Source organism: Bacillus sp. CECT 9360 (assembly GCF_918741275.1).
Taxonomy (GTDB): Bacteria; Bacillota; Bacilli; order Bacillales; family DSM-1321; genus Peribacillus.
Window position 1 is genome coordinate 118107 of record NZ_CAKKNA010000002.1, and the last position, 20444, is coordinate 138550.

Consider the following 20444-nt stretch of genomic DNA (forward strand, 5'->3'; position numbering starts at 1 on the left):
ACTATCCTTTATTAATCCACAAAATTCTTTATCATAAATAACCATTACCAGGAACATCATCCCTGATACCCCCGTCGGGACGTGAGACACATCCGTCAAGACTCTTAACAATGAACAAAACAATTTTACCTCAATGGTCCATGTAAAATATTATAGAGATATGCTAATTATTATAGATCATCAAATCCATTATCGACATTATTGACCTTCGTATATTGCCGTGACTTTTGCTCGAAGAAATCCGATTTGCCGAGGTCGACTTCTTCATAGGCTTTGATCCAACGTAACGGATTTTCCCGGAACCCTTCAAAGGGCCGGTCGAATCCTAACTGATTACAGCGCACATTGGCATAGAATTTAATATAGTGTTCAAGGTCTCCCATTGAGATTCCTTCGATTTTGTTGCCAATAATATGGCGGCCCCATTCAATTTCCAATTCTGCCGCTTTTATGAAGGTTTCTTGAACAAAGTCCTTTAATTCCGGAGTATCGTATCCTTGATACTGATTAAGCACCTCCTTGAAAATTTTCACAAACAGGTCGACATGGAGCTGTTCATCCCTGTTAATATAATTGATCATCGTCGAAGTGGCGACCATCTTCTGGTTTCTGGCAAGGTTATAGAAATAGGCGAAACCTGAATAGAAGAAAAGGCCTTCCAAAATAACGTCGTAAACAATTGACTTTAAAACATTCTCCACAGACGGATTGTCGGCAAAGCTTTTATAGCCATTGGTAACGAACTCGTTTCGCTCAATAAGAGCGGGCTCGTTTCTCCAAAATTCAAACACTTCCTCTTGCTTCTGTTTCGGCACGATGCTTGATAATACATAAGAGTAGGAATGGTTATGAATGACTTCCTGCTGTGCCAGGATAATCATTAGCGCATTCATGCTCGAATCCGTTAAATAATCGGCAACTCTACCGGCATAATCCGTTTGGATACTGTCAAGCAGGGCAAGGAGGCCGATGATTTTCAGAAAGGATTCTTTTTCGACTTCACTAAGCTGCGGAAATTGCTTGATGTCCTGCGACATGTTGATTTCAAAGGGCGTCCAAAAATTAGCGAGCATTTTTTTATATTTTGGGTAAGCCCAAGAGTATGCGACATCATCCCAATTCAAGATGTTGGAACAGCTGCCGTTTATAATGGCAGTAGAGCGGTTTGGGGCTGTGGCATCCATGATGCTGCGTTTATTTAAGCTAACCGACATATATATACATCACCTTTTCTTTTGAAAATAAATCAAGTGTAGCTTTTTCAATATGAACGCCCGTCAAATACGGCTGAGCGAGCACAAATCTGAATAATCGAGCACAAATCCGTATGATCGAGCACAAATTCAGATTATCGAGCACAAATCCGTATGATCGAGCACAAATTCAGATCAGCGAGCACAAATCTGAATAATCGAGCACAAATCCGGATAATTAAGCACCAATCCAGTTATCAAGCCGAAATACAATTCTACGAGCATAAAGTTCACTAATTCTATGAGCTGCGAAGCAAATTCTAAGCAGCCTTCATTCATTCTACTGAGGCGGAGAGGCCATTTAAGAATCTTCAGAGTTTACCACAGAACCTGCAGTCTATACTGGACGTTTATGACTTACAAGTCTTATGTTTTGTTAGTTTAACTCGCACACGACTCACATTCGACGATGTCGCTTGAAGTCGAACGTAGATAATAAGTTGTTTTCAATCCGGCTTTCCAGGCTTCCAAATGATAGTTTAGTAAGTCCTTTGCTTTAACGGAATTTTGGACATAGATATTAAAGGAAATCGACTGATCAATATGGCGCTGTCTGGCCGCGTTCTGCCGGATGCTCCAAAGCTGGTCAATCAGGAAAGAAGATTTGTAATACCATGTCGTTTCACTGTTCAAATCAGGTACCGTTACAGGGATCTTATAATCCTTCTTTTCTTCTGAATATACCTTTAAAAAGATTGGATCGATACTTGCGGTACTGCCTGCAATAATGGATGTCGATGCATTGGGGGCAACTGCCATAAGATAGCCGTTGCGAAGTCCGTATTTCTGTACATCCACCCGTAAACCTGACCAATCAAGCCTCGAATTACCTTTAAGATATCCTCTTTTTGAAAAATACGCACCGCTTTCCCAGTCCGAACCTTTAAACAATTGGTAAGCACCCTTCTCACGGGACAGGTTCATGCTTGCCTCAACAGTCAGGTAAGCAATGCGCTCATATAAATGATCCGCAAAACTAATTGCTTCTTCGCTTTCCCATTTGATATTGCTTTTAGCAAGAAGGTGGTGCCAACCAAATGTTCCGAGTCCAATCGAACGATATTTTTGGTTCGTTAATTGAGCCTGCAGGACTGGGATCGTGTTCAAATCAATGACATTGTCGAGCATTCTGACCTGGATCGGGATTAACCTTTCCAGAACACCACTGCTCACAGCCGTGCCCAGGTTAATCGAAGAAAGATTGCATACAACAAAATCACCTGGTTCCTTCACCGTAATGATTTTTCCATCTTCTGTGTACTGTTCAACAACAGCGGTAGCGCTTTGGTTTTGGGTGATTTCCGTGCACAGGTTGCTGCAATAAATCATGCCGGCGTGTGCATTCGGGTTCATCCTGTTCACTTCATCCCGGTAAAATAAAAAGGGTGTGCCTGCTTCCAGCTGGCTTTTCATAATTCCTTTCATGATCTCAATGGCAGGAACCTCTTCTTTGGACAGCTGCGGATGATTGACACATTCCCAGTACTTTTCCCGGAAGCTGCCGCTGCCACGTTCCTCATCATAATAATCTTCCAATGAAAATCCCATTATCTTTCGGACTTCATGGGGATCAAACAAATACCACTGCGCACGGGCTTCTACCTGTTCCATGAATAAGTCAGGAAAGCAAATGCCTGTAAACAAGTCGTGGGTACGCAATCTTTCATCACCATTATTAAGCTTAGAATCGATGAAAGAAAAAATATCTTTATGCCACACATCAAGGTAGACAGAAATCGCTCCTTTTCGCTGGCCGAGCTGGTCTACGCTCACAGCTGTATTGTTCAGCTGCTTCATCCAGGGAATCACTCCTGAGGAAACACCTTTAAAACCTTTAATATCGCTGCCCCTGCTGCGGATCTTCCCAAGATAAACACCGATTCCGCCTCCGGATTTAGACAGGTTTGCTATATCTGTATTACTGTCATAAATGCCCTGAAGGCTGTCATCTACCGTATCAATGAAACAGCTGGAAAGCTGCCCATAGCTTTTTCCGGCATTGGAAAGGGTAGGAGTGGCAACCGTCATATAGAGATTGCTAAGGGCCCAGTAAGCTTCCTTGATTAATTGTATCCGTTGTTCCTTCTTTTCCTCGGACATGAGCGTCATCGCGATGATCATGAACCGCTCTTGAGGAAGCTCATAAACCCTCTTGCCATAATCTCTGGCAAGGTATCGGTCTGCAAGAGTGCGCAGGCCTATGTACGTAAAAAGCTCATCTTTGCTAAAGTCAATATAAGTACCAAGATCTTCCAGTTCTTTCTTGGAATAACGGTCAAGCAGTAAAGTACTGTATATCCCTTCAGCAGTCAGTGATTTAATTAGTCCGTGGAAAGAGATATTTAGCATCCTGTTTTGCTGTGCTTCCCGATAGAGCTTTTGCAAGTAAATCCGCGAACAGACAAATGTCCAATCGGGCTCAAACTCCGATATATTCGCCAGGCCCTCCAGGATTAACTGGTTCGTCAATTGTTCGTTCGTAATAGAATCCCTATAAGAAAGGGATGCTAATAATCTTTCTTTGTAGCTATCTGCTTTCAGGTGAGGAAAATCATTAAGGATATCATCGAGTGAAGATAAAAATCTATCGAATGAAAAATTTTCCTCTGTGCCATCATCGTTAATAAAAGTGAGTTGTTTTGTTTGTTCAACCATCTACTTACCTCCTTAAAATAAAAGATCCACTCAGGAAATTGAGTGGATCAAACGATAGGTTAAAAGGAAGAAAGACACGAAAGCTCTTAAACCATCGTTTCATCTCCTCAATCCCCGAAGAATAAGAAACTTTTTGCAAGAATAAAGGCAGGTCTCCTGACTTGTGTTCTACCTACTTTGAGACCTTCCCGTACTAAAAAAGTACAGTGGTTTCCTCATTTCGTCACACTTACAGTTGCGGGGACAGCTCCGGAGTTTCACCGGATTCCCTTTTCAGCCATCTCTGGCACCTTACTCGCAGTTCCTATATGTAGTTGTATTTAATTAAATGAAATCAATATATAGTATTAATCTGTATTAATCGTAATCTATCATAATGGAAAATACAACCCGTTTAGACAAATTTTTTTGTAGGCGATCATTTTGAATGGGAAAAAAGCTTGGATAAGTTTAAATATCCAAGCCTTTTTCTGAATATATTTTTTAATTTCTGTTTTAGTTAATTAGTATTCGCTACTTTGGCATTTGGTTTATCATAAACGGCGAGTTTTTCGATTAAGACGGAGCTATCCTTATTTAGCCCAAGTAACTGTACGGTCTTCCCATTGTCCTGATATTTCAATACAACCTTATCAATAGCTCCTACTGCTGAGTCATCCCACACATGGGACTGTGAAAAATCAATGATAATCATATCAGATGGTTCTCTGTAATCGTACTTAGAAACGAAATCACTTACAGAGGCAAAGAATAACTGCCCTTTTACATAATACGTGCTTCTTTTTGCGGTTTGTTCTATTTTTTTTTCAACCTGAACCTTGGAAATTTTCACCGCAAAGAAAACCATGCTTAGGACTACGCCGGCGAACACACCTTTAGATAAATCATGCGTATAAACTACAGTTGCTACGGTGACTAGCATTACGACTGTATCCGTTTTTGGAACAAGATGAAGCTTTGTTAGCGATGACCAGTCGAAAGTTCCGATACAAACCATAATCATTACCCCGACAAGAGCGGCCATTGGTATTTTTACGAGCACACCATTCAAGGAAACGATCAAGACCATTAAGAAAACACCAGCAACTAAGCTTGATAATCTGCCGCGGCCGCCGGATTTAATATTGATACCAGACTGTCCGATCATAGCGCACCCTGCCATTCCGCCAAAAAAGCCGGTTATAATATTGGCGATACCCTGTCCTCTTGCTTCTTTGTTTTTATTGCTATCCGTATCAGTTAAATCGTCTACAATTTGTGCTGTTAATAACGATTCCAGCAGTCCGACAAAGGCTAATGAAATCGAATAAGGCAAGATAATCAAAAGCGTATCCAGGTTTACCGGGATATCCGGCAGCATAAACATCGGCAAAGCCTGTTTAAGTTCTCCCATGTCACCGACTGTCCGCGTGAGCGTGCCTGCTATAACGGATATTATCGTGATAATGATAATCGCAACAAGCGGGGAGGGAACAGCTTTTGTTACCTTAGGAAACAAATAGATGATCGCGAGTGCTCCAGCAGTCATCGCATACATAACCCATGTTTCACCAACAAAGTGAGGTAGCTGGGCCATGAAAATTAAAATCGCGAGTGAATTTACGAAGCCAATCATGACGGAGCGGGGAATGAATTTCAGTAGCCGCCCAATTTTACACACACCAAGGATTACCTGAATGACACCTGTCAAAACGGTAGCCGCCAATAAATACTGCAACCCGTGATCCTTTACCAGATCCACCATAACTAACGCCATAGCCCCTGTTGCAGCGGAAATCATGCCTGGCCTGCCGCCAACAAAGGCAATGACAACCGCAATACAAAAAGAAGCGTACAATCCTACCATCGGATCAACACCTGCAATAATGGAGAAGGCAATCGCTTCAGGAATCAATGCTAAAGCCACTACAATGCCGGATAGAACATCGCCCCTGATATTGCCAAACCACTCCTGTTTAATTGTTTGTAAATTCAAAAGAACACCCCTTTATATGTTTAAAACTATTTTTTTAATGACTTTCAACTCTCATGAAAGTCGGGTCCGTTATCAATGCTTCTGATTATAGCATGTTTACATATATCATTGAAGTGAATATGAAAGCGGATAAATAACACGATTTCTCTTGTAATCGTCTATTTTCTCCGATTCTGGCATATCGATTATCTCTCTATGAAATTGAAAAATTATAATGAATCATTACCCTTTGATGGTAAAATGAGAAAGAGCAATACATAGGAGGGGATAGATCATTTTTCATAAAATCCTTTTAGCTGCGGATGGTTCCCAAAATGCGGTGCGAGCCGCGGAAAAAGCCGCCTATATGGCAAAATTAGAAAACGCAATGATTACTGTCCTTTATGTAGTTGATAGCTCCACATCAAAAAGTGATGTATTACTTGAAGGTGACAGGGGTGCGGTTGATGAGAGGCGGAAACAGCGTTTAGCTCCGGTAGAGGAAATCCTGAACAAAAAGGGTATAGGGGCGGAGATAAAAATATTGAAAGGGGACCCTGGACCCTCCATTGTTAAGTATGTCAATGAAAATCAGTTTGACTTGGTCGTAATTGGAAGCAGGGGGCTGAATTCTCTTCAGGAAATGGTCCTGGGCAGCGTTAGCCATAAGGTCGCGAAGCGGGTACAGTGCCCGGTTATGATCGTTAAATAATAAAGAAGATGCGGTGTGCGCATCTTCTTCTATATTCTGTCGCTCGATGATCGATTCTTCGTTTCTTCTTTATCCCGTTCTTCCTCTTTTTCCATATCAATGTCCTCTAGTGGCAGATCATCGATCGGCATAACAACTTGATCTCGTTCTTTTTGTTTTTCCCAGTTTTCTTTGAAGGCCTTGGATTTGTCATTTCTTTCTTCAAGCACCTGGTCTTTTTCAGAGTTTTTCATAGTAGCCATTCCTCCATAACTATTTTTATTTCTTTTCCCTATTGGCCAAGGAGTGAAACGCCTAAGCTGTATTATGAAAAAAATAAAGGACTTTTAAACGATGTGTCAAAATCCATATAGGTGAAGTCCAGAGGGGGAGAGGAAATGATTTTGGAAGCCGTTATGCTTCAAGTCAAACCAGGCATGGAGAAAGAATATGAAGATGCTTTTCGAGAAGCATCGACTATCATTTCTTCCATGAAAGGTTACACATCCCATAGCTTGCAGCGGTGTATGGAAGTGAAAGGGAAATACTTGCTGCTGGTTAATTGGGAGCAGTTGGAAGACCATACAATCGGATTTAGGCAATCGGATGAATATCAGGAATGGAAAAGGAGATTGCATCATTTTTATGATCCATTCCCGACAGTGGAACATTTTGAAAAAGTGAATCTATCGGGAACGCCGTCCGGTTTATAAGGACGGTTTTTTTTATGGAAACCAACTAATTGAGCCATAATAGTTATATCTTACAATGAACTGGTTTTTGTATTCATCCAATATGGGTAAATGGAAGTGAGGTGTAGGAGGGATGTCGATGAAGACGGAGTTATTATTTATATCACTATATTTTATAATCATTGCTCTTGTAATTGAGATAGCGGTCGTACTTTTTAATTTCACCGGGATGAATTCGAAGATTTCCCGCTTCCAGGTTATCTCGATGCTCACGGCTACAGGATTTACGACAGATGAGGCCAAGGTCGTTATAGATCATCCAGTCCGCAGGCGTATTGCAACCTTTCTGATGTTGTTTGGAGTATTCTCCCTGGCGGTCATCATTTCGTCTATAAGCAGCATCCTGTCCGATGATTTACGGACCAAGGAGCTTTCTTTTATTTGTATCGGGTTTGCTTTAATACTTGCGATTGTACATACACCTTGGGTCAAGAAAAGGGCTTCAATAATGGAAGGAAAGATTGAGAAAAGTTATCAAATGTACGAGCTTCCTATTAAGGATGTCCTTTATTTAAATGAAGATGACCTGGTCACGGACATAGTTGTCGGCGATGATTCAAAACTGATTGGCAAGAGTATCGAGGATATAATCTCTAAGGGAGATGATATTAGCATTCTTTTTATCAAGAGGGGAAAGGTCCAAATACGCAGGGATTTGTATGATAGTGAAATAAACGAAGGCGATCAAGTGTTTCTTTATGGAGACAAAAAAGAAATTGAAAAGAAGTTTAAAACGGAACTGGATGAAAAAAAGAAAGCTGAGGAAAACGGAGAATTAGTTGAATAATAATGGAATCCTGTGTCGGTCACTATATGGTCGGCACAGGATTTTTTAGGACCACATTATTTTCTTTAAAATTGCCGTTTGAAAGAGCTTTTATAAAAATGTATGATAGGTATGTAATGAAAGTGTTAAAGAAACGATACATATTGAATATATTCGTTTAAAATTAATGAGGATAAATAAGCAAGGATGGGAATGAAACAGGCACTATGCTTCTACGATGGTTTTGGAGGATTGTCATCCTTCTGTTAGTTATATTTCTTGTACCATACTCCTGGACGCTGATTTTCGCACTTGTCACTGCGATGCTTCTTGATGGCCTTGTCTCGTCAATCAGCGATACGTTCAAATTGAAAAAACGGCTTTGGTCCGTATTAATCGCATTCCTTGTGTATGTTGGCGGTTTACTGGGCCTTATCTTTATCGTCATCTCCGTATTGACAATACAAATCATAAATTTCTCTCAAAAAACTCCCGGGCTTGTTAGGGAAATCTATTCATCCGCCATCCTGCCCTTTATTAGGCAATGGGAGAAATATTCACAATCGCTGCCTTCCGAGGTCATCAGGTCCGTTGAGGATGCGCTTGAAAGAGGAATTACATCGCTGGAACGGTTCACACAGAATCTTGTTGAAAGCACTGTCCAATTAGTGGCGGTCGTTCCTGGATTTTTGATTGATTTCTTAATCTATTTAATTGCTTTGTTTTTAATCTTGCTGGAATTTCCTTTAATTAAGTTGAAGCTCCGTGCATTCATGAAAGAGTCCACGTACCAGAAAATGTCCCTTGTCTTTCGAGATTTAAGCAAAGCGGGAATTGGGTTTTTAAAAGCACAAGTGTTTCTGAGTTTGATTACATTCACAATGGCATACACAGGCCTCTGGCTGTTGAATGTACCTTATACATTGCTCTTGTCCATCTTGATTGTTATTGTGGATGTCCTGCCAATTCTCGGTACCGGATCGGTATTGGTGCCATGGGCTATCGTAGCCCTTTTTCAAGGGAATCAGCACCTTGGTATTGGCTTGCTCATCATGTTTATTGTCATCACGATTATAAGAAGGATCGTGGAGCCGAAGGTATATTCCGCCAATATGGGCTTGACACCTCTTGCGGCTTTGATCAGTCTTTATTTAGGTTTTAAGATCCTTGGATTCATCGGTCTCTTCCTGGGACCTGCTTTGGTGATTGTTTATGAAACATTGAAAAAAGCTGGAGTCATTAAAATGAATATCCGAATCTAATAAAATTGTATAAATGATTATTCGACGAAAAAAAGGCCTAAGACATTTCAAATAAATGTTCTTACGCCTTTTTTCATATCAGTAATACTTTTCGTTGTTTTACCCTGGCCGCTGCAGTGAGTACAAGGACGTGAGAAAAATTGGAGATAAGAAGTTTTTCCTTTTCCATCGCAATGCTGGCAGATTTCTATAAGTTTCATTAAAATGCCTCCTGTTACATGATATGTTTCCCGAAAGATCATCGGGCATACATAAATAAAAAGACATATGAAAATAAGAAAATAATCTACTTTATAATATGCGGCGAAGCATGAAAAAGCCGGCCAAAACTAAATGGGCCGGCTAGGTTGTTTAGGAAACAACCTCACTTCGAGGATTACCTACATTTTTAGCTTCTGCTTCAATGCTTTCATCCACTGGGACATTTTCCTCAACTTCATCAGGTTCTTCTGCTTTTTTATAAATTTCAATATATCGTATATGATGCTCTTCCATTTCCGTTATTTTAAAACTGTAGGAGCCATGATGCAGTTCATCGCCCTGCTGTGCTTCATAGTTTTCAGTCAGAATCCAGCCCCCGATTGTATCGATGTCTTCGTCAGCTATTTCAAGTCCAAGTAATTCATTGACTTCGCTAATTAATACTTTTGCATCCATAATATAGTGGTTGTCTTCCAGCTTTTGAATCATTGGAACTTCATCCAAATCGAATTCATCGCGAATCTCCCCGACTATCTCCTCGAGAATATCCTCAACCGTAACGAGTCCGGATGTACCGCCATATTCATCCATGAGGATCGCCATATGAATTCGTTCTTTTTGCATTTTAAGCAGCAAATCGTGAATCGGGATGCTGTCAATTACCCTAATAATCGGCCGTATATAATTTTTAATTGACTGATCCAGTTTTCTATCGTTCGAAATCATTTCGGTAAACAGTTCTTTTACGTTAACGATCCCGATAACATGGTCTTTATCACCGTCAATAACCGGGTATCTGGTAAACTTTTCTTCGGTTACGATCTCGAGGAAATCTTCAATTGTGTCCTCTTGTGACAGTGTGATAATCTCCGTACGGGGTACCATGATTTCTTTAGCGATCCGATCATCAAATTCAAAAATCTTATTCACGTATTTAAACTCAGATTGGTTTATTTCGCCACTTTTATAGCTTTCGGACAAAATGATGCGAAGTTCTTCCTCTGTATGGGCAAGCTCATGCTCAGAAGCAGGCTTTAAACCAAACATTCTCGTAAGAAGTCGAGCAGAACCGTTTAGAACCCAGATGAAAGGATACATAATCTTATAGAAAAAGATCAAAGGCTTTGCCACTAACAGTGTCACAGCTTCAGCTTTTTGAATGGCCAACGTTTTCGGAGCCAATTCTCCAATCACCACATGAAGAAACGTGATGAAAGCAAAAGCCAAACCGAATGAAAGAATCTGGGAAACGGTCAGCGGGATATTTAACGTAAGCAGCAAAGGATGCAACATGCTGTTTATAGTTGTTTCTCCAATCCATCCGAGTCCGAGGGCTGTCATTGTAATTCCAAGCTGACAGGCCGATAAATATTCATCAAGACTCGTAATCACATTTTTCGCCGGTATGGCGCTATTTCTGCCTTCTTCGATCAGTTGATCGATCCTCGAACTTCTCACTTTGACAATCGCAAACTCCGAAGCTACAAAAAATGCTGTCAGAGCAATTAAAATGGCTATCAAAACCAAGTTTAATATGTCCAAATAGTCTTCCTTTACCCGCCGGTATGACGAATAAAGAAATCCACCTCCTAAGGTATTAAAAGATAAATCTTATATTCTTACAGTTTTCCATTAACTACAGACGGTGATGAGGTTTTAGTCTGTATTATCTGTCCGTCTATTTGAAACAATATTAATACCCCATCTTATCACCCCTGGTTAACATCCATTAAATACTTTAATTATAAAAAAACTAGTTTCTCTAGTCAAATCACCTAAAAAGTGGATAAGAATAACGATTATTAAATATATATGGTTATCAGTTACCGTATATTAATGATGTTAAACAATATGAACAAATTATTTTTTTAATTCTGTTTCCCGCGTATTAATAAATTTAAGACTAAATCAGGATAATAGCCATAATCTATTATTATAGGAAAAGGACAAGGGGGGAACCGGCATATTTGAAAAAATGACAGCTATCTTGATTGGCAGCCTGTCGGTTGGCATTGGGGTGAATTTCTTTCTGGCTCCTTATCACTTATTGGATGGTGGGTTGATTGGGATTGCCCTACTTATGCATTATTATTTTGGTTCTCCGGTGGGATTAACGACAATTATTATCAGCATTCCGCTTTACATATATGTGTGGAATTCAGCAAGAAGGTATTTTTTCCATAGCATTCATGGATTGCTTTTTTCTTCTTTTACTATCGACTTGTTTTCTAATTTTGAGACAGGCTGGGAACTGCCTATCTTTGTAAGTGCGATTCTCGGCGGTGTTATCATCGGGTTAGGGGTAGGATTAATGCTCAGGTATGAAACAAGCACCGGAGGGACAGATTTGATAGCTCAGATCATTTCTAAAAAGACAGCGATAAACGTAGGGGTGCTTATTTTTGTAATTGACGGATGCATCATTTTATCAGGGATTGGGATCGTTGGGATTGGGGCGTTTTTCTATTCCAGCCTGACCATTATGATAGTTGGAATCTTAACCTCATTAACAACCATACATGAATAGTGAAGTGCAAAATAGTGAATGATATGAGAAAAACGTAGAAATGGAACTTTTACATACAAAAACGGAAACTGGCTACAAAAACAAAATTCCCGCTACAAAACCGAAACTTCCGGCTACCAAACTGATCAAATCGGCTACAAAATCGAAATTCCAGCTACAAAAACGGGAACGGGCTACAAAACGAAAATTCTCGCTACAAAACCGAAACTTCCGGCTACAAACCTGATTAAACCGGCTACAAAAAAATATTTATCAAAACATGTTTCATAGCAAAAAGTTTTGGGTAGGTAATGTAAGAATACATAAAATCTAACAGAGGTGAGCATGTTGGAGAATGAATTGATTACGAAATTCAGAGACAAAGGAATCAAGATTGAAAAAACAAAGTCACGCCATGAGGTTTTTTCAAATGTTTATCAGGCGGATCCTTCTTTACTTATTCAATCTTCGTCTCTAGCTGACACGTGGAATGTTCAAGCAGATGAACAAAAAATTATAGAACTTTAATATTCTAAGCACACTGACAAACGGGTGTGCTTTATTTTATTCTCTGGCGGCAGTTCTCTTCAATAATATTGTACAAGGAAGAAAATAAAATGCCGGGGGTCCCATCATGACAGTTTATCAATAAACGATAGGATAACGGTCATATACATAACAAATTGAAGCCTTGCTCCAAAATGGCAGCAAGGCTTCTTGAATGTTGTCTAAAAAAGATTTATTTTCTTGGATCTACGTAATCCGGATAATCCGTAATAATCCCATCGACTTTCATATCCAATAAAAAATCGGCAGTTGCTTGGCTGCGCACGGTCCAGGAAGCGATTTTCATATCAAGCGAGTGGACACGTTCTACCAAATCTTTCGATACAATGCCGTAATTCGGATTAAAATATTCAGCATAGGTTGAAAATTCCTTCAGAGCCTGTTCCGAAGTATGCAATCTTGATGAAGTAAGGACGCCGACTGGAACTCTTGGGAGAAGGCGGTCCATTTTTTTCATAGAATCAAAATTAAAGGATTGAACAATGATCTTTTCATTTCTTGGTTTATCCATGTTACGCTCTTTTAATTTGAGGGCGACACTTTCTTCAATCCCCGGATAGAGCTCTGGATTCTTTAATTCTATTAATATACCGGTTCTCCCGCGATATCTATCGAGAATTTCATCAAAAGTCGGAACCTTTTCTCCTGTAAATTCCTCACCCTTCCAGCTTCCCGCATCAAGATTTCTGATTTGGTCGAAGGTTAAATCTTTAACATAACCTGTGCCGTCTGTAGTACGGTCGACTTTATTATCATGAATGATGACCAGTTCGCCGTCCTTCGTTCTTTGAACGTCTATTTCAATATAATCGGATTTCATTTCAACAGCTTTGTCAAAAGCAGCTATGGTATTTTCAGGAGCATAACCTGAAGCACCGCGATGTGCGATATTGTCGATTTTCCTGACCTCACCCGTTCCATTATACTCCGCGGCAAATGTCTCCTGAAGCGGACTAAATAGAGCGATTAATGCAATACCTGTTCCTGCTAACATTGACTTGTTCAAATTCTTCAACTCCTATCCCAAAAGTATGGTACACATTGATTCTATTGGAAGAATGTTTAGACAGGATGTGATTCATATGTCGAAAGAGTTACTTTGTTGTAAAAAATACAAGGAAAATGTTCCTGCTTTTGTTAACAAATTGAGATAGTGAGAGAAGAAAAACGCTTGGATTTTTGAAAATCCAAGCGTTTATCTCGTCAATTATTATTTGTAATAAAGTGTGGTTCGACATGTATGATGGCATGTTTGATATGATGCTTTTCCTGAAGGGTGTTTTCTATTTCCTCCGTGATATCATGACCTTCGATGACCGTTAACTGTGGGTCAACATGGACAGTCGCTTCAAGAAAAATCTCATTTCCGTGCATGCGTGCTTTTATATCGCTTGTAGCTTTGACTCGATCGCCGCTCGCGATTGTCTCGTTGATTTCTTGTAGCAAGGCTTCATCAAAGCCGTCGGTTAACGTGTGAGAAGCGTCTCGGAAAATACTCCAGGCTGTTCTGCAAATGATTAGGCCCACGGCTAATGCCGCCACGGAATCAAGCCAACCTAACCCGAATTTTGTTCCAATAATTCCGATAAAAGCACCGATGCTCACTAATGAGTCAGATTTATTGTCTTGCGCCACTGCGTGAATCGCTGCACTATTAATCCGTTTGCTGAGCCTAATATTATAAAGGTACACACCGAGCATAAGTAGCGCGGAAAACAAGGCGGTATAGGCCGTAAGCATGCTTGGCGTTTCTTGGTTCTGCCGGATGAATGATTGGACGGCCCCAATGATGACCTGTAGACCAACTGATACCATGATAAACGCAGCTATGAGTGATGCAATCGTTTCCGCTCGCATATGGCCATATAAATGATCATCATCAGGCGGCCTTTTTGATATTTTCAATCCGACTAATACCGCAATGGACGCGATAATATCTGTTGAGTTGTTTAGTCCGTCCGCCCATAGTCCTTGTGAATTCCCGTAATGGCCAATTGTCAATTTTAAAGCCGCTAAAAACAAATAAGCGACAATACTGATATATGCTCCTTTTTCCGCGGAGCTGATTTTATTTTTTTGCAACATCACTTTACCTCCATCAAATCGTAACACTAAATAAAGATAACAAACGATATTTGAGTATGTCTATAGAAACAATGTCGGGCCCATCCATACAAATTGGCCTTTATCATTTCAATTGTTCGCAGGTAAAGAAGTTGGTTTAGACCAAATGACAATGAAATATTTATATTGCTTGAATTCTCATGAAACTAGTAGTATATTCTTACCGAGGAATAAAAAAAAATACGTCCACAAGGGGAGCCGTAAAATGGCTGAGAGTGAGCGAGTGAGTTCTGACCCTAAGAACCTGTTAGTTAATGCTAGCGTAGGGATGTGGTTTTGGATATGAGCAATGCTGGGATGATCCATTACCGCCCTGGCATTGCTTTTTTATGTGCCAGGTGTACTCATGAAAGCTTCCCGAGTAGGAAAGGGGAAGGAAAATGAACAAAAGAACGTTATTTTTAGTAGAGGTTGCCATCTTTGCGGCACTAGCTTTATTGCTGGATTTGGTTTCGGGCCTAATCTTTCAGAGAATATGGCCGCAGGGAGGATCTGTCTCAATCACGATGGTCCCTGTATTCTTGATGGCTTTCCGCTGGGGAATTAAAGGCGGACTGGCAACAGGGTTTTTATTAGGTTTATTACAGGTGGTTATCGGGTTCTCTTCTATCTTACATCCCGTACAAGGTTTCATTGATTACTTTATTGCATTTTCTGTTGTAGGGTTTGCGGGAGTATTCGCAAAACAGGTGACCGAAGGATTCAAAGGAGAAAATAAAAGCAAAGGAATTACCTATGGAATTCTTGGTATATTCATTGGCAGTCTTCTAAGGTTTCTTTGTCACTATATGACAGGTATCGTGTTCTTCGGTTCATATGCACCGGAGGGACAGCCTGTAGCACTTTACTCTCTTGTCTACAACGGAACTTATATGCTTGCAAGTTTTATTCTGTCAGCGGTCGTAGTCGTATTGCTTTATTCGACGGCAACACGGGTGCTCACGAAAAATGCCTATTATGCGAATTAAGTCCGCATTGATCGATTATAAATTAGGGTGAATCACTCATATAATCGTGTGAACGCTCATAAATCTGGATAATCGCTCATATTATCGGGTGAACGCTCATAAATCAAAATAATCACCTAATAATTATTCTCTGTCTTAAGCTGCTTCCTTCACGGGAGCGGCTTTTTCTATGGCTTGAAAAAAATAAAAAACAGTGTAAAATTACACTAAAACAGAAGCGGTGAGTGGAGATGACAAAAGAAGAAATAATCGAAATCATTTCTGAGAATTTGAAGCTTGTTAGAGTTGAGATGGGGTATACCCAGGAAAAGTTAGCAGAAATGATTGGTGTATCGAAAAAGACACTTGTCCAAATTGAAAAAGGCAGAATTATGCCCGGATGGACCGTGTCCATTGCGATTTGTGCGCTATTCCGAGAAAGCAATGTCATTCAGTCCTCTTTTGGGGGGGATCCATTGGAGTTGCTTGAGACAATCGCCAGAGAAGGGATGGATTACCGGAAAGAGAAAACTCTCGGCGGAAAAGTATGGTGGAAGGAGCTATCCCGGGAAGCGGGTTATATCTTGCAGCAAAACATCATCAGTCGACATTTTCGTATTTTGGATGGAGCTGATTACCGCATTTACAGTTCATTAGAAGAAAACGAAGCAAAAGCCAGGTTTGAGGAAGTCATACAAGACAGTGGGAACCAATAGAACACAAAAGTATAATTTGAGCACACATAGCAAACAGTAAAAAAAGATAAGGATTCAGTTATTCGAAAATCGGGTATTACATAAGATGTACCAGTGAAAATTTTGAAAACACAAGTAGGAGGAACTCATATTGGCGGAAAAAGAACATGTTGTGCAAAAGGATGGGAACGTCAACACAGAAAATGTGGATGAGGCCCTTGATAAAATTGATCCGGAAAGAATGGACCATATTTTATCGAATTTTAATGAATTTAAAACATATTTACACAAGAGGTTGGATGTGGCCAAGAAGATCGGTTTAAATGAAGAGCAACTTGCCAGTACCGCCGAAAAGGTGGCAGATTATCTCGCTGATAAGGTAGAACCAAAAAACCGTGAAGAAAAGCTTATTCAGGAGCTTTGGAAAGTCGGCAATGAAGAAGAACGCCATAAGTTAGCCCACATGCTCGTAAAATTGGTTGATCAACCATAAGAAAGCTGTCACATATCTTTGTGACAGCTTTTGGTTATTTAGCAATCAATACCGGACAATGCGCTTCGTTGGCTACCGTACTGCTCGTGCTTCCGAGAAACAGTTTTTTTAAGCCGGTTTTACCGCTGCTGCCGACAATGATGATATCAGCGTTTGTTCTCTTTGCGTAGCTGCAAATGCTTTCTGCCGGATTTCCTTCCAATATTTCGAAATGCCCTTCTGTCTTGAACTCATCCAATATTGAAAATGCTTTATTCTTCGCCTTCGAACTGCTGTTTTTAACAACAGAATGTGTATCTCCACCTTGATTCATCGAATTTTGTTCCGTGGTATTCACGGGATATGTCTGTGTCGGGTCGATATAAATTCCATCATTGGCAAATCCCCTGCCGGAAGGATTTCCAACACTCTTTTGCTCGACTCTTTCTTTGAAGACATGAACGATCGTTAAAGTAGCATCAGGAAAAGATCTCTTTAGCCTCGCACCCCATTCAACTGCTTTTTCGCTGCCATCGCTGCAATCAAATGCAGCGATGATATGATTGAATTCCGCTAACATACTCCCCATCTCCTAACTGTATTGTTATCGAAATCGATTTAAAATAATTAGTTACTGTTTTCCCTAACTTTCATATAATTATGCCAAAATCTTCAGGAAAGATTCACTTCTCCCTCATAAGTGAGAAAAAATACTCATTCATTTAAATAGAATTATGTTGGAACTTCATAGAAATGAGTCAAAAGTCTAATGTAACATTTCCAAAAATAAGATAATCTTAAATTATGCTAGTGAATAAGAGGTGGTAACTATGCTTCAAGCTGATGCAAAAATGCACCCTACGATTAAGCGATGCTTAAAACATTTGGATATTTTGGGAACCGACGATAAAACAAGGCAAATCGTTTATATGTATATGGAAACGTTGATTCAGGAGTTCTCCACTTCAAAAAGTCTTGAAACTGCGGATACCGAACAAGCTACTGGGAAAAATGAAAAGAGAAAAGTATAAAAACAACTTCTCGATAATAATCGGTGGTTGTTTTTTTGTACAAAAATAACGTAATTTCCGGACTAGTTTAAGTTTAGAGATATATGGGTACAGAAAAATGGGTATATTTATGCATAAAAAACGGACAAAAGATGGATTTTTGATAATTAGGGGGTCTATATGAACGGATTCAGAGGGTTCTTCAGAGGAATAAGAGAGATTACACCCTCCTGGCTTATTCAAGGAAGCTTCATTTTATTATCAGCTGTAACCATTCTTGCAGTTGGTTTTTTTACGTTCTTTAAGCCTGAAACCAATATTAGCAATCTTAAGGATCAACTGGAACGTTCAACGGAAATATACGATGAAAATGGGGAGCTTGCAAGCAAAATTACCGCGAATAAAACGGAGGGCCTTTCGATAAAAAAAATGCCGAACCATGTGAAGAATGCTGTAGTCGCCATAGAGGATCACCGATTTTATGAACATAATGGCATTGATTATAAAGCACTTTCCCGGGCGTTTTATACAAATCTCAAAGCTGTTGGTATTGAGGAAGGCGGCAGTACGATCACACAACAGTTGACGAAGATAGCTCTGCTCGAATCCGACAGAACCTTCAAGAGGAAGGCGGAGGAATATTTCCTAGCCAGGGAAGTAGAAAAGGAATATAGCAAGGACGAAATATTGGAAATGTATCTCAATCAAATTTATTACGGACATGGAGCATGGGGAATTAATAAGGCAGCACAAGTATATTTCGCGAAAGAAGTGGAGGAACTGACTGTCGCGGAGGCTGCCATGCTTGCAGGAATCATTAACGTCCCGTCGGCCCTTGATCCTTATAAGCATTTAGATAAGTCTATGAACAGACGCAATTTGGTTTTATCGAGGATGGAAGAGCACGGCTTTATCACCAATCAGGAATATGAATCAGCAGTTAAGGAAGAAGTAGTCCTGGATGACTCCGTGCCGAGCGATCCGTTAAAGGGAAAATATCCTTATTACGTGGACCATGTCCTTTCTGAAGCTTCCAATAGATATGAAATAGAAATGGAGGAGCTTCTGACCGGCGGATATAAAATCTATACATCTTTAAATCAGGACATGCAAAAGGCAGCGGAAGAAGTGTATGAACACGACAGCATTTTTCCGAAAGGCACAAGTGATAAACTGGTGCAAAGCGGGGCAGTCTTGTTGAATCCAAAGACTGGCGGTATTCAAGCGCTTGTCGGAGGAAGGGGCGAACATCAATTCCTCGGTTTCAACCGGGCGACCCAGTTAAAAAGAAGCCCGGGATCTACGATAAAGCCGCTTGCAGTTTATTCGCCGGCACTTGAGGAAGGCTATGAAATTTCCTATATGTTAAAGGATGAAAAGATGGCTTTCGGTGGGTATAAGCCTTCCAATCTCGGAGGGCAGTACAAAGGCGAAGTTCCGATGTATGAAGCAGTTATGAATTCCTTGAATGTACCTACTGTATGGCTGTTAAACGAAATAGGAATTGGAAAAGGGATCGATGCGCTCGAAAGGTTTGGAATTCCGCTCGAGAAAGAGGATAGTAATTTGACCATTGCCCTTGGTGGAATGTTCGATGGAGTTTCTCCGCTTGATATGGCGGGTGCCTATTCTACATTTGCCAATGATGGTGAAAGAATGCAATCCCACGCCATTTTAAAAATCGAGGATGCAAAAGGAAAAGAAGTAGCAACTTGGGAAGACAAGAAAACAAGGGTGACGACAAAGGCTGTGACGGATCAAATAACTGCGATGCTGCTGGGTGTCGTCGAATACGGAACTGGAAAAAACGCGGCAGTGAACGAATGGGAAATTGCCGGAAAAACCGGCTCAACCGAGCTTTCGATCGAGGGAGCAGAAGGCGGCGTACAGGATCAATGGTTTGTGGGTTACACGCCAACTCTGGTCGGCTCGGTTTGGACGGGATATGACAAAACGGATGCCGAAAATCATTTAACAACCCACAGCAGTGAGGGTGCCGCAATTATTTTCGGGCGGCTAATGACTGAGGCTCTGAAGAATCAGGAACCTAAGGATTTTAATGTTGACGATATCGGCCCGTTAATTGAACAGCGTGAAAAAGAAATCGAAAGTGAACAGAGACGCAAATATTGGAATGATAGAAAAAAAGATGTTCAAGATGGCCTGAAAAGGTGGCAAGACAGATTCTTCAATAAGAATGAGGAAGAAGAGAAAGAAAAAGAACGCCCATCTGGTAATGATCCGGCGGCAAATGACTCTCAAGATTGAAAAGCTGGAATTGAAGATAAAAACAAAGAAAAGGAACGTCCAATGGAACCTGAAAAGCAGGGACATTCCCCTCCTGATCCAGTCGAAGAAGATGAACAAGAGCAGCCATGAAGGCGCAGATGATAAAAATGAGGACAAGAAAGGAAACGGGCGCCCGCCGGTTTCCTTTCTTGTTTTATTAGCTGCATGCCAGAAGGTTATTTGACGCAAAATAAAAAGCCACCATTAAAAAATGGCAGCTTCTCATATTTAAAATAAGAAATTTGCAATAATGGCAATAACAACGATAGCACCGATAATCATTAAAATTGTTCGCATCTT

The 20444-nt window shown here is 40.4% G+C and carries 21 protein-coding genes and 2 riboswitches; of the genes, 12 read left to right on the forward strand and 9 right to left on the reverse strand.

The window, feature by feature from the left end; translation table 11 throughout:
• Positions 1–170: 170 nt before the first annotated feature.
• The 3 genes from LQ216_RS02550 to LQ216_RS02560 all read right to left on the reverse strand — a co-directional run bounded on the left by LQ216_RS02550 (position 171) and on the right by LQ216_RS02560 (position 5883).
• Positions 171–1214 carry a ribonucleotide-diphosphate reductase subunit beta gene (locus LQ216_RS02550; RefSeq protein WP_230126552.1) on the reverse strand — a complete coding sequence of 348 codons (1044 nt, stop codon included), beginning with the start codon at positions 1212–1214 and terminating at the stop codon, positions 171–173.
• 420 nt (positions 1215–1634) lie between these two features.
• Positions 1635–3908 carry a ribonucleoside-diphosphate reductase subunit alpha gene (locus LQ216_RS02555; RefSeq protein WP_230126553.1) on the reverse strand — a complete coding sequence of 758 codons (2274 nt, stop codon included), beginning with the start codon at positions 3906–3908 and terminating at the stop codon, positions 1635–1637.
• A 128-nt stretch (positions 3909–4036) separates the two neighbouring features.
• A riboswitch (cobalamin riboswitch) is annotated at positions 4037–4217 on the reverse strand.
• Positions 4218–4407: 190 nt separating this feature from the next.
• Positions 4408–5883, reverse strand: coding sequence for a SulP family inorganic anion transporter (locus LQ216_RS02560; RefSeq protein ID WP_230126554.1), 1476 nt, complete (start codon positions 5881–5883; stop codon positions 4408–4410).
• Between the two features lie 286 nt (positions 5884–6169).
• Here LQ216_RS02560 and LQ216_RS02565 point away from each other — a divergent pair, with 286 nt between their 5' ends.
• Positions 6170–6574 (forward strand): universal stress protein, encoded by a 405-nt coding sequence (locus tag LQ216_RS02565; RefSeq protein ID WP_354958373.1) that lies wholly within the window; start codon positions 6170–6172, stop codon positions 6572–6574.
• Between the two features lie 29 nt (positions 6575–6603).
• Here LQ216_RS02565 and LQ216_RS02570 read toward each other — a convergent pair whose 3' ends face one another.
• Positions 6604–6807, reverse strand: coding sequence for a hypothetical protein (locus tag LQ216_RS02570; RefSeq protein ID WP_230126555.1), 204 nt, complete (start codon positions 6805–6807; stop codon positions 6604–6606).
• A gap of 144 nt (positions 6808–6951) precedes the next feature.
• Here LQ216_RS02570 and LQ216_RS02575 point away from each other — a divergent pair, with 144 nt between their 5' ends.
• The 3 genes from LQ216_RS02575 to ytvI all read left to right on the forward strand — a co-directional run bounded on the left by LQ216_RS02575 (position 6952) and on the right by ytvI (position 9333).
• Entirely contained in the window at positions 6952–7266 is a 315-nt protein-coding gene (locus LQ216_RS02575; RefSeq protein ID WP_230126556.1) for an antibiotic biosynthesis monooxygenase, read from the forward strand.
• Between the two features lie 118 nt (positions 7267–7384).
• Entirely contained in the window at positions 7385–8092 is a 708-nt protein-coding gene (locus LQ216_RS02580) for a TrkA C-terminal domain-containing protein (RefSeq protein WP_230126557.1), read from the forward strand.
• A 206-nt stretch (positions 8093–8298) separates the two neighbouring features.
• Complete coding sequence (gene ytvI / locus LQ216_RS02585; protein WP_230126558.1) at positions 8299–9333, forward strand: sporulation integral membrane protein YtvI; 1035 nt, start codon at positions 8299–8301, stop codon at positions 9331–9333.
• Positions 9334–9380: 47 nt separating this feature from the next.
• On the opposite strand, the gene LQ216_RS02590 is transcribed toward ytvI, so the two are convergent.
• The gene (locus tag LQ216_RS02590; RefSeq protein WP_230126559.1) at positions 9381–9533 is read right to left on the reverse strand and encodes a hypothetical protein; all 153 of its coding nucleotides are present in this window, start codon (positions 9531–9533) and stop codon (positions 9381–9383) included.
• Between the two features lie 151 nt (positions 9534–9684).
• A complete protein-coding gene (locus LQ216_RS02595; protein WP_230126560.1) occupies positions 9685–11076 on the reverse strand; it encodes a hemolysin family protein in 1392 nt (463 codons plus the stop codon).
• A 433-nt stretch (positions 11077–11509) separates the two neighbouring features.
• Between LQ216_RS02595 and LQ216_RS02600 the strand changes: the two genes are divergently transcribed.
• Both LQ216_RS02600 and LQ216_RS02605 read left to right on the forward strand, forming a co-directional pair.
• Positions 11510–12061, forward strand: a complete 552-nt coding sequence (locus LQ216_RS02600; RefSeq protein ID WP_230126561.1) for a YitT family protein — start codon at positions 11510–11512, stop codon at positions 12059–12061.
• A 324-nt stretch (positions 12062–12385) separates the two neighbouring features.
• Positions 12386–12568 carry a hypothetical protein gene (locus LQ216_RS02605; protein ID WP_230126562.1) on the forward strand — a complete coding sequence of 61 codons (183 nt, stop codon included), beginning with the start codon at positions 12386–12388 and terminating at the stop codon, positions 12566–12568.
• A gap of 211 nt (positions 12569–12779) precedes the next feature.
• Here LQ216_RS02605 and LQ216_RS02610 read toward each other — a convergent pair whose 3' ends face one another.
• Together LQ216_RS02610 and LQ216_RS02615 are read right to left on the reverse strand one after the other, a co-directional pair.
• Positions 12780–13613 (reverse strand): glycerophosphodiester phosphodiesterase family protein, encoded by an 834-nt coding sequence (locus tag LQ216_RS02610; RefSeq protein ID WP_230126563.1) that lies wholly within the window; start codon positions 13611–13613, stop codon positions 12780–12782.
• A gap of 197 nt (positions 13614–13810) precedes the next feature.
• Positions 13811–14692 (reverse strand): cation diffusion facilitator family transporter, encoded by an 882-nt coding sequence (locus tag LQ216_RS02615; RefSeq protein WP_230126564.1) that lies wholly within the window; start codon positions 14690–14692, stop codon positions 13811–13813.
• 220 nt (positions 14693–14912) lie between these two features.
• Positions 14913–15017, forward strand: a riboswitch (TPP riboswitch).
• Positions 15018–15111: 94 nt separating this feature from the next.
• Between LQ216_RS02615 and thiT the strand changes: the two genes are divergently transcribed.
• The 3 genes from thiT to LQ216_RS02630 all read left to right on the forward strand — a co-directional run bounded on the left by thiT (position 15112) and on the right by LQ216_RS02630 (position 16866).
• Positions 15112–15699 carry an energy-coupled thiamine transporter ThiT gene (thiT, locus tag LQ216_RS02620; RefSeq protein WP_230126565.1) on the forward strand — a complete coding sequence of 196 codons (588 nt, stop codon included), beginning with the start codon at positions 15112–15114 and terminating at the stop codon, positions 15697–15699.
• A 230-nt stretch (positions 15700–15929) separates the two neighbouring features.
• Positions 15930–16394, forward strand: a complete 465-nt coding sequence (locus LQ216_RS02625) for a helix-turn-helix domain-containing protein (RefSeq protein WP_230126566.1) — start codon at positions 15930–15932, stop codon at positions 16392–16394.
• Between the two features lie 130 nt (positions 16395–16524).
• Complete coding sequence (locus LQ216_RS02630; RefSeq protein WP_230126567.1) at positions 16525–16866, forward strand: DUF3243 domain-containing protein; 342 nt, start codon at positions 16525–16527, stop codon at positions 16864–16866.
• A gap of 34 nt (positions 16867–16900) precedes the next feature.
• Here the strand turns inward: LQ216_RS02630 and LQ216_RS02635 are convergent, their stop codons facing one another.
• Positions 16901–17425 (reverse strand): universal stress protein, encoded by a 525-nt coding sequence (locus tag LQ216_RS02635; protein ID WP_230126568.1) that lies wholly within the window; start codon positions 17423–17425, stop codon positions 16901–16903.
• Positions 17426–17675: 250 nt separating this feature from the next.
• Here LQ216_RS02635 and LQ216_RS02640 point away from each other — a divergent pair, with 250 nt between their 5' ends.
• The 3 genes from LQ216_RS02640 to LQ216_RS02650 all read left to right on the forward strand — a co-directional run bounded on the left by LQ216_RS02640 (position 17676) and on the right by LQ216_RS02650 (position 20328).
• On the forward strand, positions 17676–17876 hold the full coding sequence (locus LQ216_RS02640) for a hypothetical protein (protein ID WP_230126569.1): 201 nt from the start codon (positions 17676–17678) through the stop codon (positions 17874–17876).
• A gap of 159 nt (positions 17877–18035) precedes the next feature.
• The gene (locus LQ216_RS02645) at positions 18036–20123 is read left to right on the forward strand and encodes a PBP1A family penicillin-binding protein (protein WP_230126570.1); all 2088 of its coding nucleotides are present in this window, start codon (positions 18036–18038) and stop codon (positions 20121–20123) included.
• The gene (locus LQ216_RS02650; protein WP_230126571.1) at positions 20107–20328 is read left to right on the forward strand and encodes a hypothetical protein; all 222 of its coding nucleotides are present in this window, start codon (positions 20107–20109) and stop codon (positions 20326–20328) included. Before LQ216_RS02645 ends, LQ216_RS02650 begins: the two co-directional genes overlap by 17 nt.
• Positions 20329–20444 lie beyond the last annotated feature (116 nt).

Excerpts from the sequence above, each read along its gene's own strand:
- LQ216_RS02550 (WP_230126552.1), bottom strand. The coding sequence starts at position 1,214 with ATGTCGGTTAGCTTAAATAAACGCAGCATCATGGATGCCACAGCCCCA.
- LQ216_RS02555 (WP_230126553.1), bottom strand. The coding sequence starts at position 3,908 with ATGGTTGAACAAACAAAACAACTCACTTTTATTAACGATGATGGCACA.
- LQ216_RS02570 (WP_230126555.1), bottom strand. The coding sequence starts at position 6,807 with ATGAAAAACTCTGAAAAAGACCAGGTGCTTGAAGAAAGAAATGACAAA.
- LQ216_RS02575 (WP_230126556.1), top strand. The coding sequence starts at position 6,952 with ATGATTTTGGAAGCCGTTATGCTTCAAGTCAAACCAGGCATGGAGAAA.
- LQ216_RS02580 (WP_230126557.1), top strand. The coding sequence starts at position 7,385 with ATGAAGACGGAGTTATTATTTATATCACTATATTTTATAATCATTGCT.
- ytvI (WP_230126558.1), top strand. The coding sequence starts at position 8,299 with ATGCTTCTACGATGGTTTTGGAGGATTGTCATCCTTCTGTTAGTTATA.
- LQ216_RS02590 (WP_230126559.1), bottom strand. The coding sequence starts at position 9,533 with ATGAAACTTATAGAAATCTGCCAGCATTGCGATGGAAAAGGAAAAACT.
- LQ216_RS02600 (WP_230126561.1), top strand. The coding sequence starts at position 11,510 with ATGACAGCTATCTTGATTGGCAGCCTGTCGGTTGGCATTGGGGTGAAT.
- LQ216_RS02605 (WP_230126562.1), top strand. The coding sequence starts at position 12,386 with ATGTTGGAGAATGAATTGATTACGAAATTCAGAGACAAAGGAATCAAG.
- LQ216_RS02615 (WP_230126564.1), bottom strand. The coding sequence starts at position 14,692 with ATGTTGCAAAAAAATAAAATCAGCTCCGCGGAAAAAGGAGCATATATC.
- thiT (WP_230126565.1), top strand. The coding sequence starts at position 15,112 with ATGAACAAAAGAACGTTATTTTTAGTAGAGGTTGCCATCTTTGCGGCA.
- LQ216_RS02625 (WP_230126566.1), top strand. The coding sequence starts at position 15,930 with ATGACAAAAGAAGAAATAATCGAAATCATTTCTGAGAATTTGAAGCTT.
- LQ216_RS02635 (WP_230126568.1), bottom strand. The coding sequence starts at position 17,425 with ATGTTAGCGGAATTCAATCATATCATCGCTGCATTTGATTGCAGCGAT.
- LQ216_RS02640 (WP_230126569.1), top strand. The coding sequence starts at position 17,676 with ATGCTTCAAGCTGATGCAAAAATGCACCCTACGATTAAGCGATGCTTA.
- LQ216_RS02645 (WP_230126570.1), top strand. The coding sequence starts at position 18,036 with ATGAACGGATTCAGAGGGTTCTTCAGAGGAATAAGAGAGATTACACCC.
- LQ216_RS02650 (WP_230126571.1), top strand. The coding sequence starts at position 20,107 with ATGACTCTCAAGATTGAAAAGCTGGAATTGAAGATAAAAACAAAGAAA.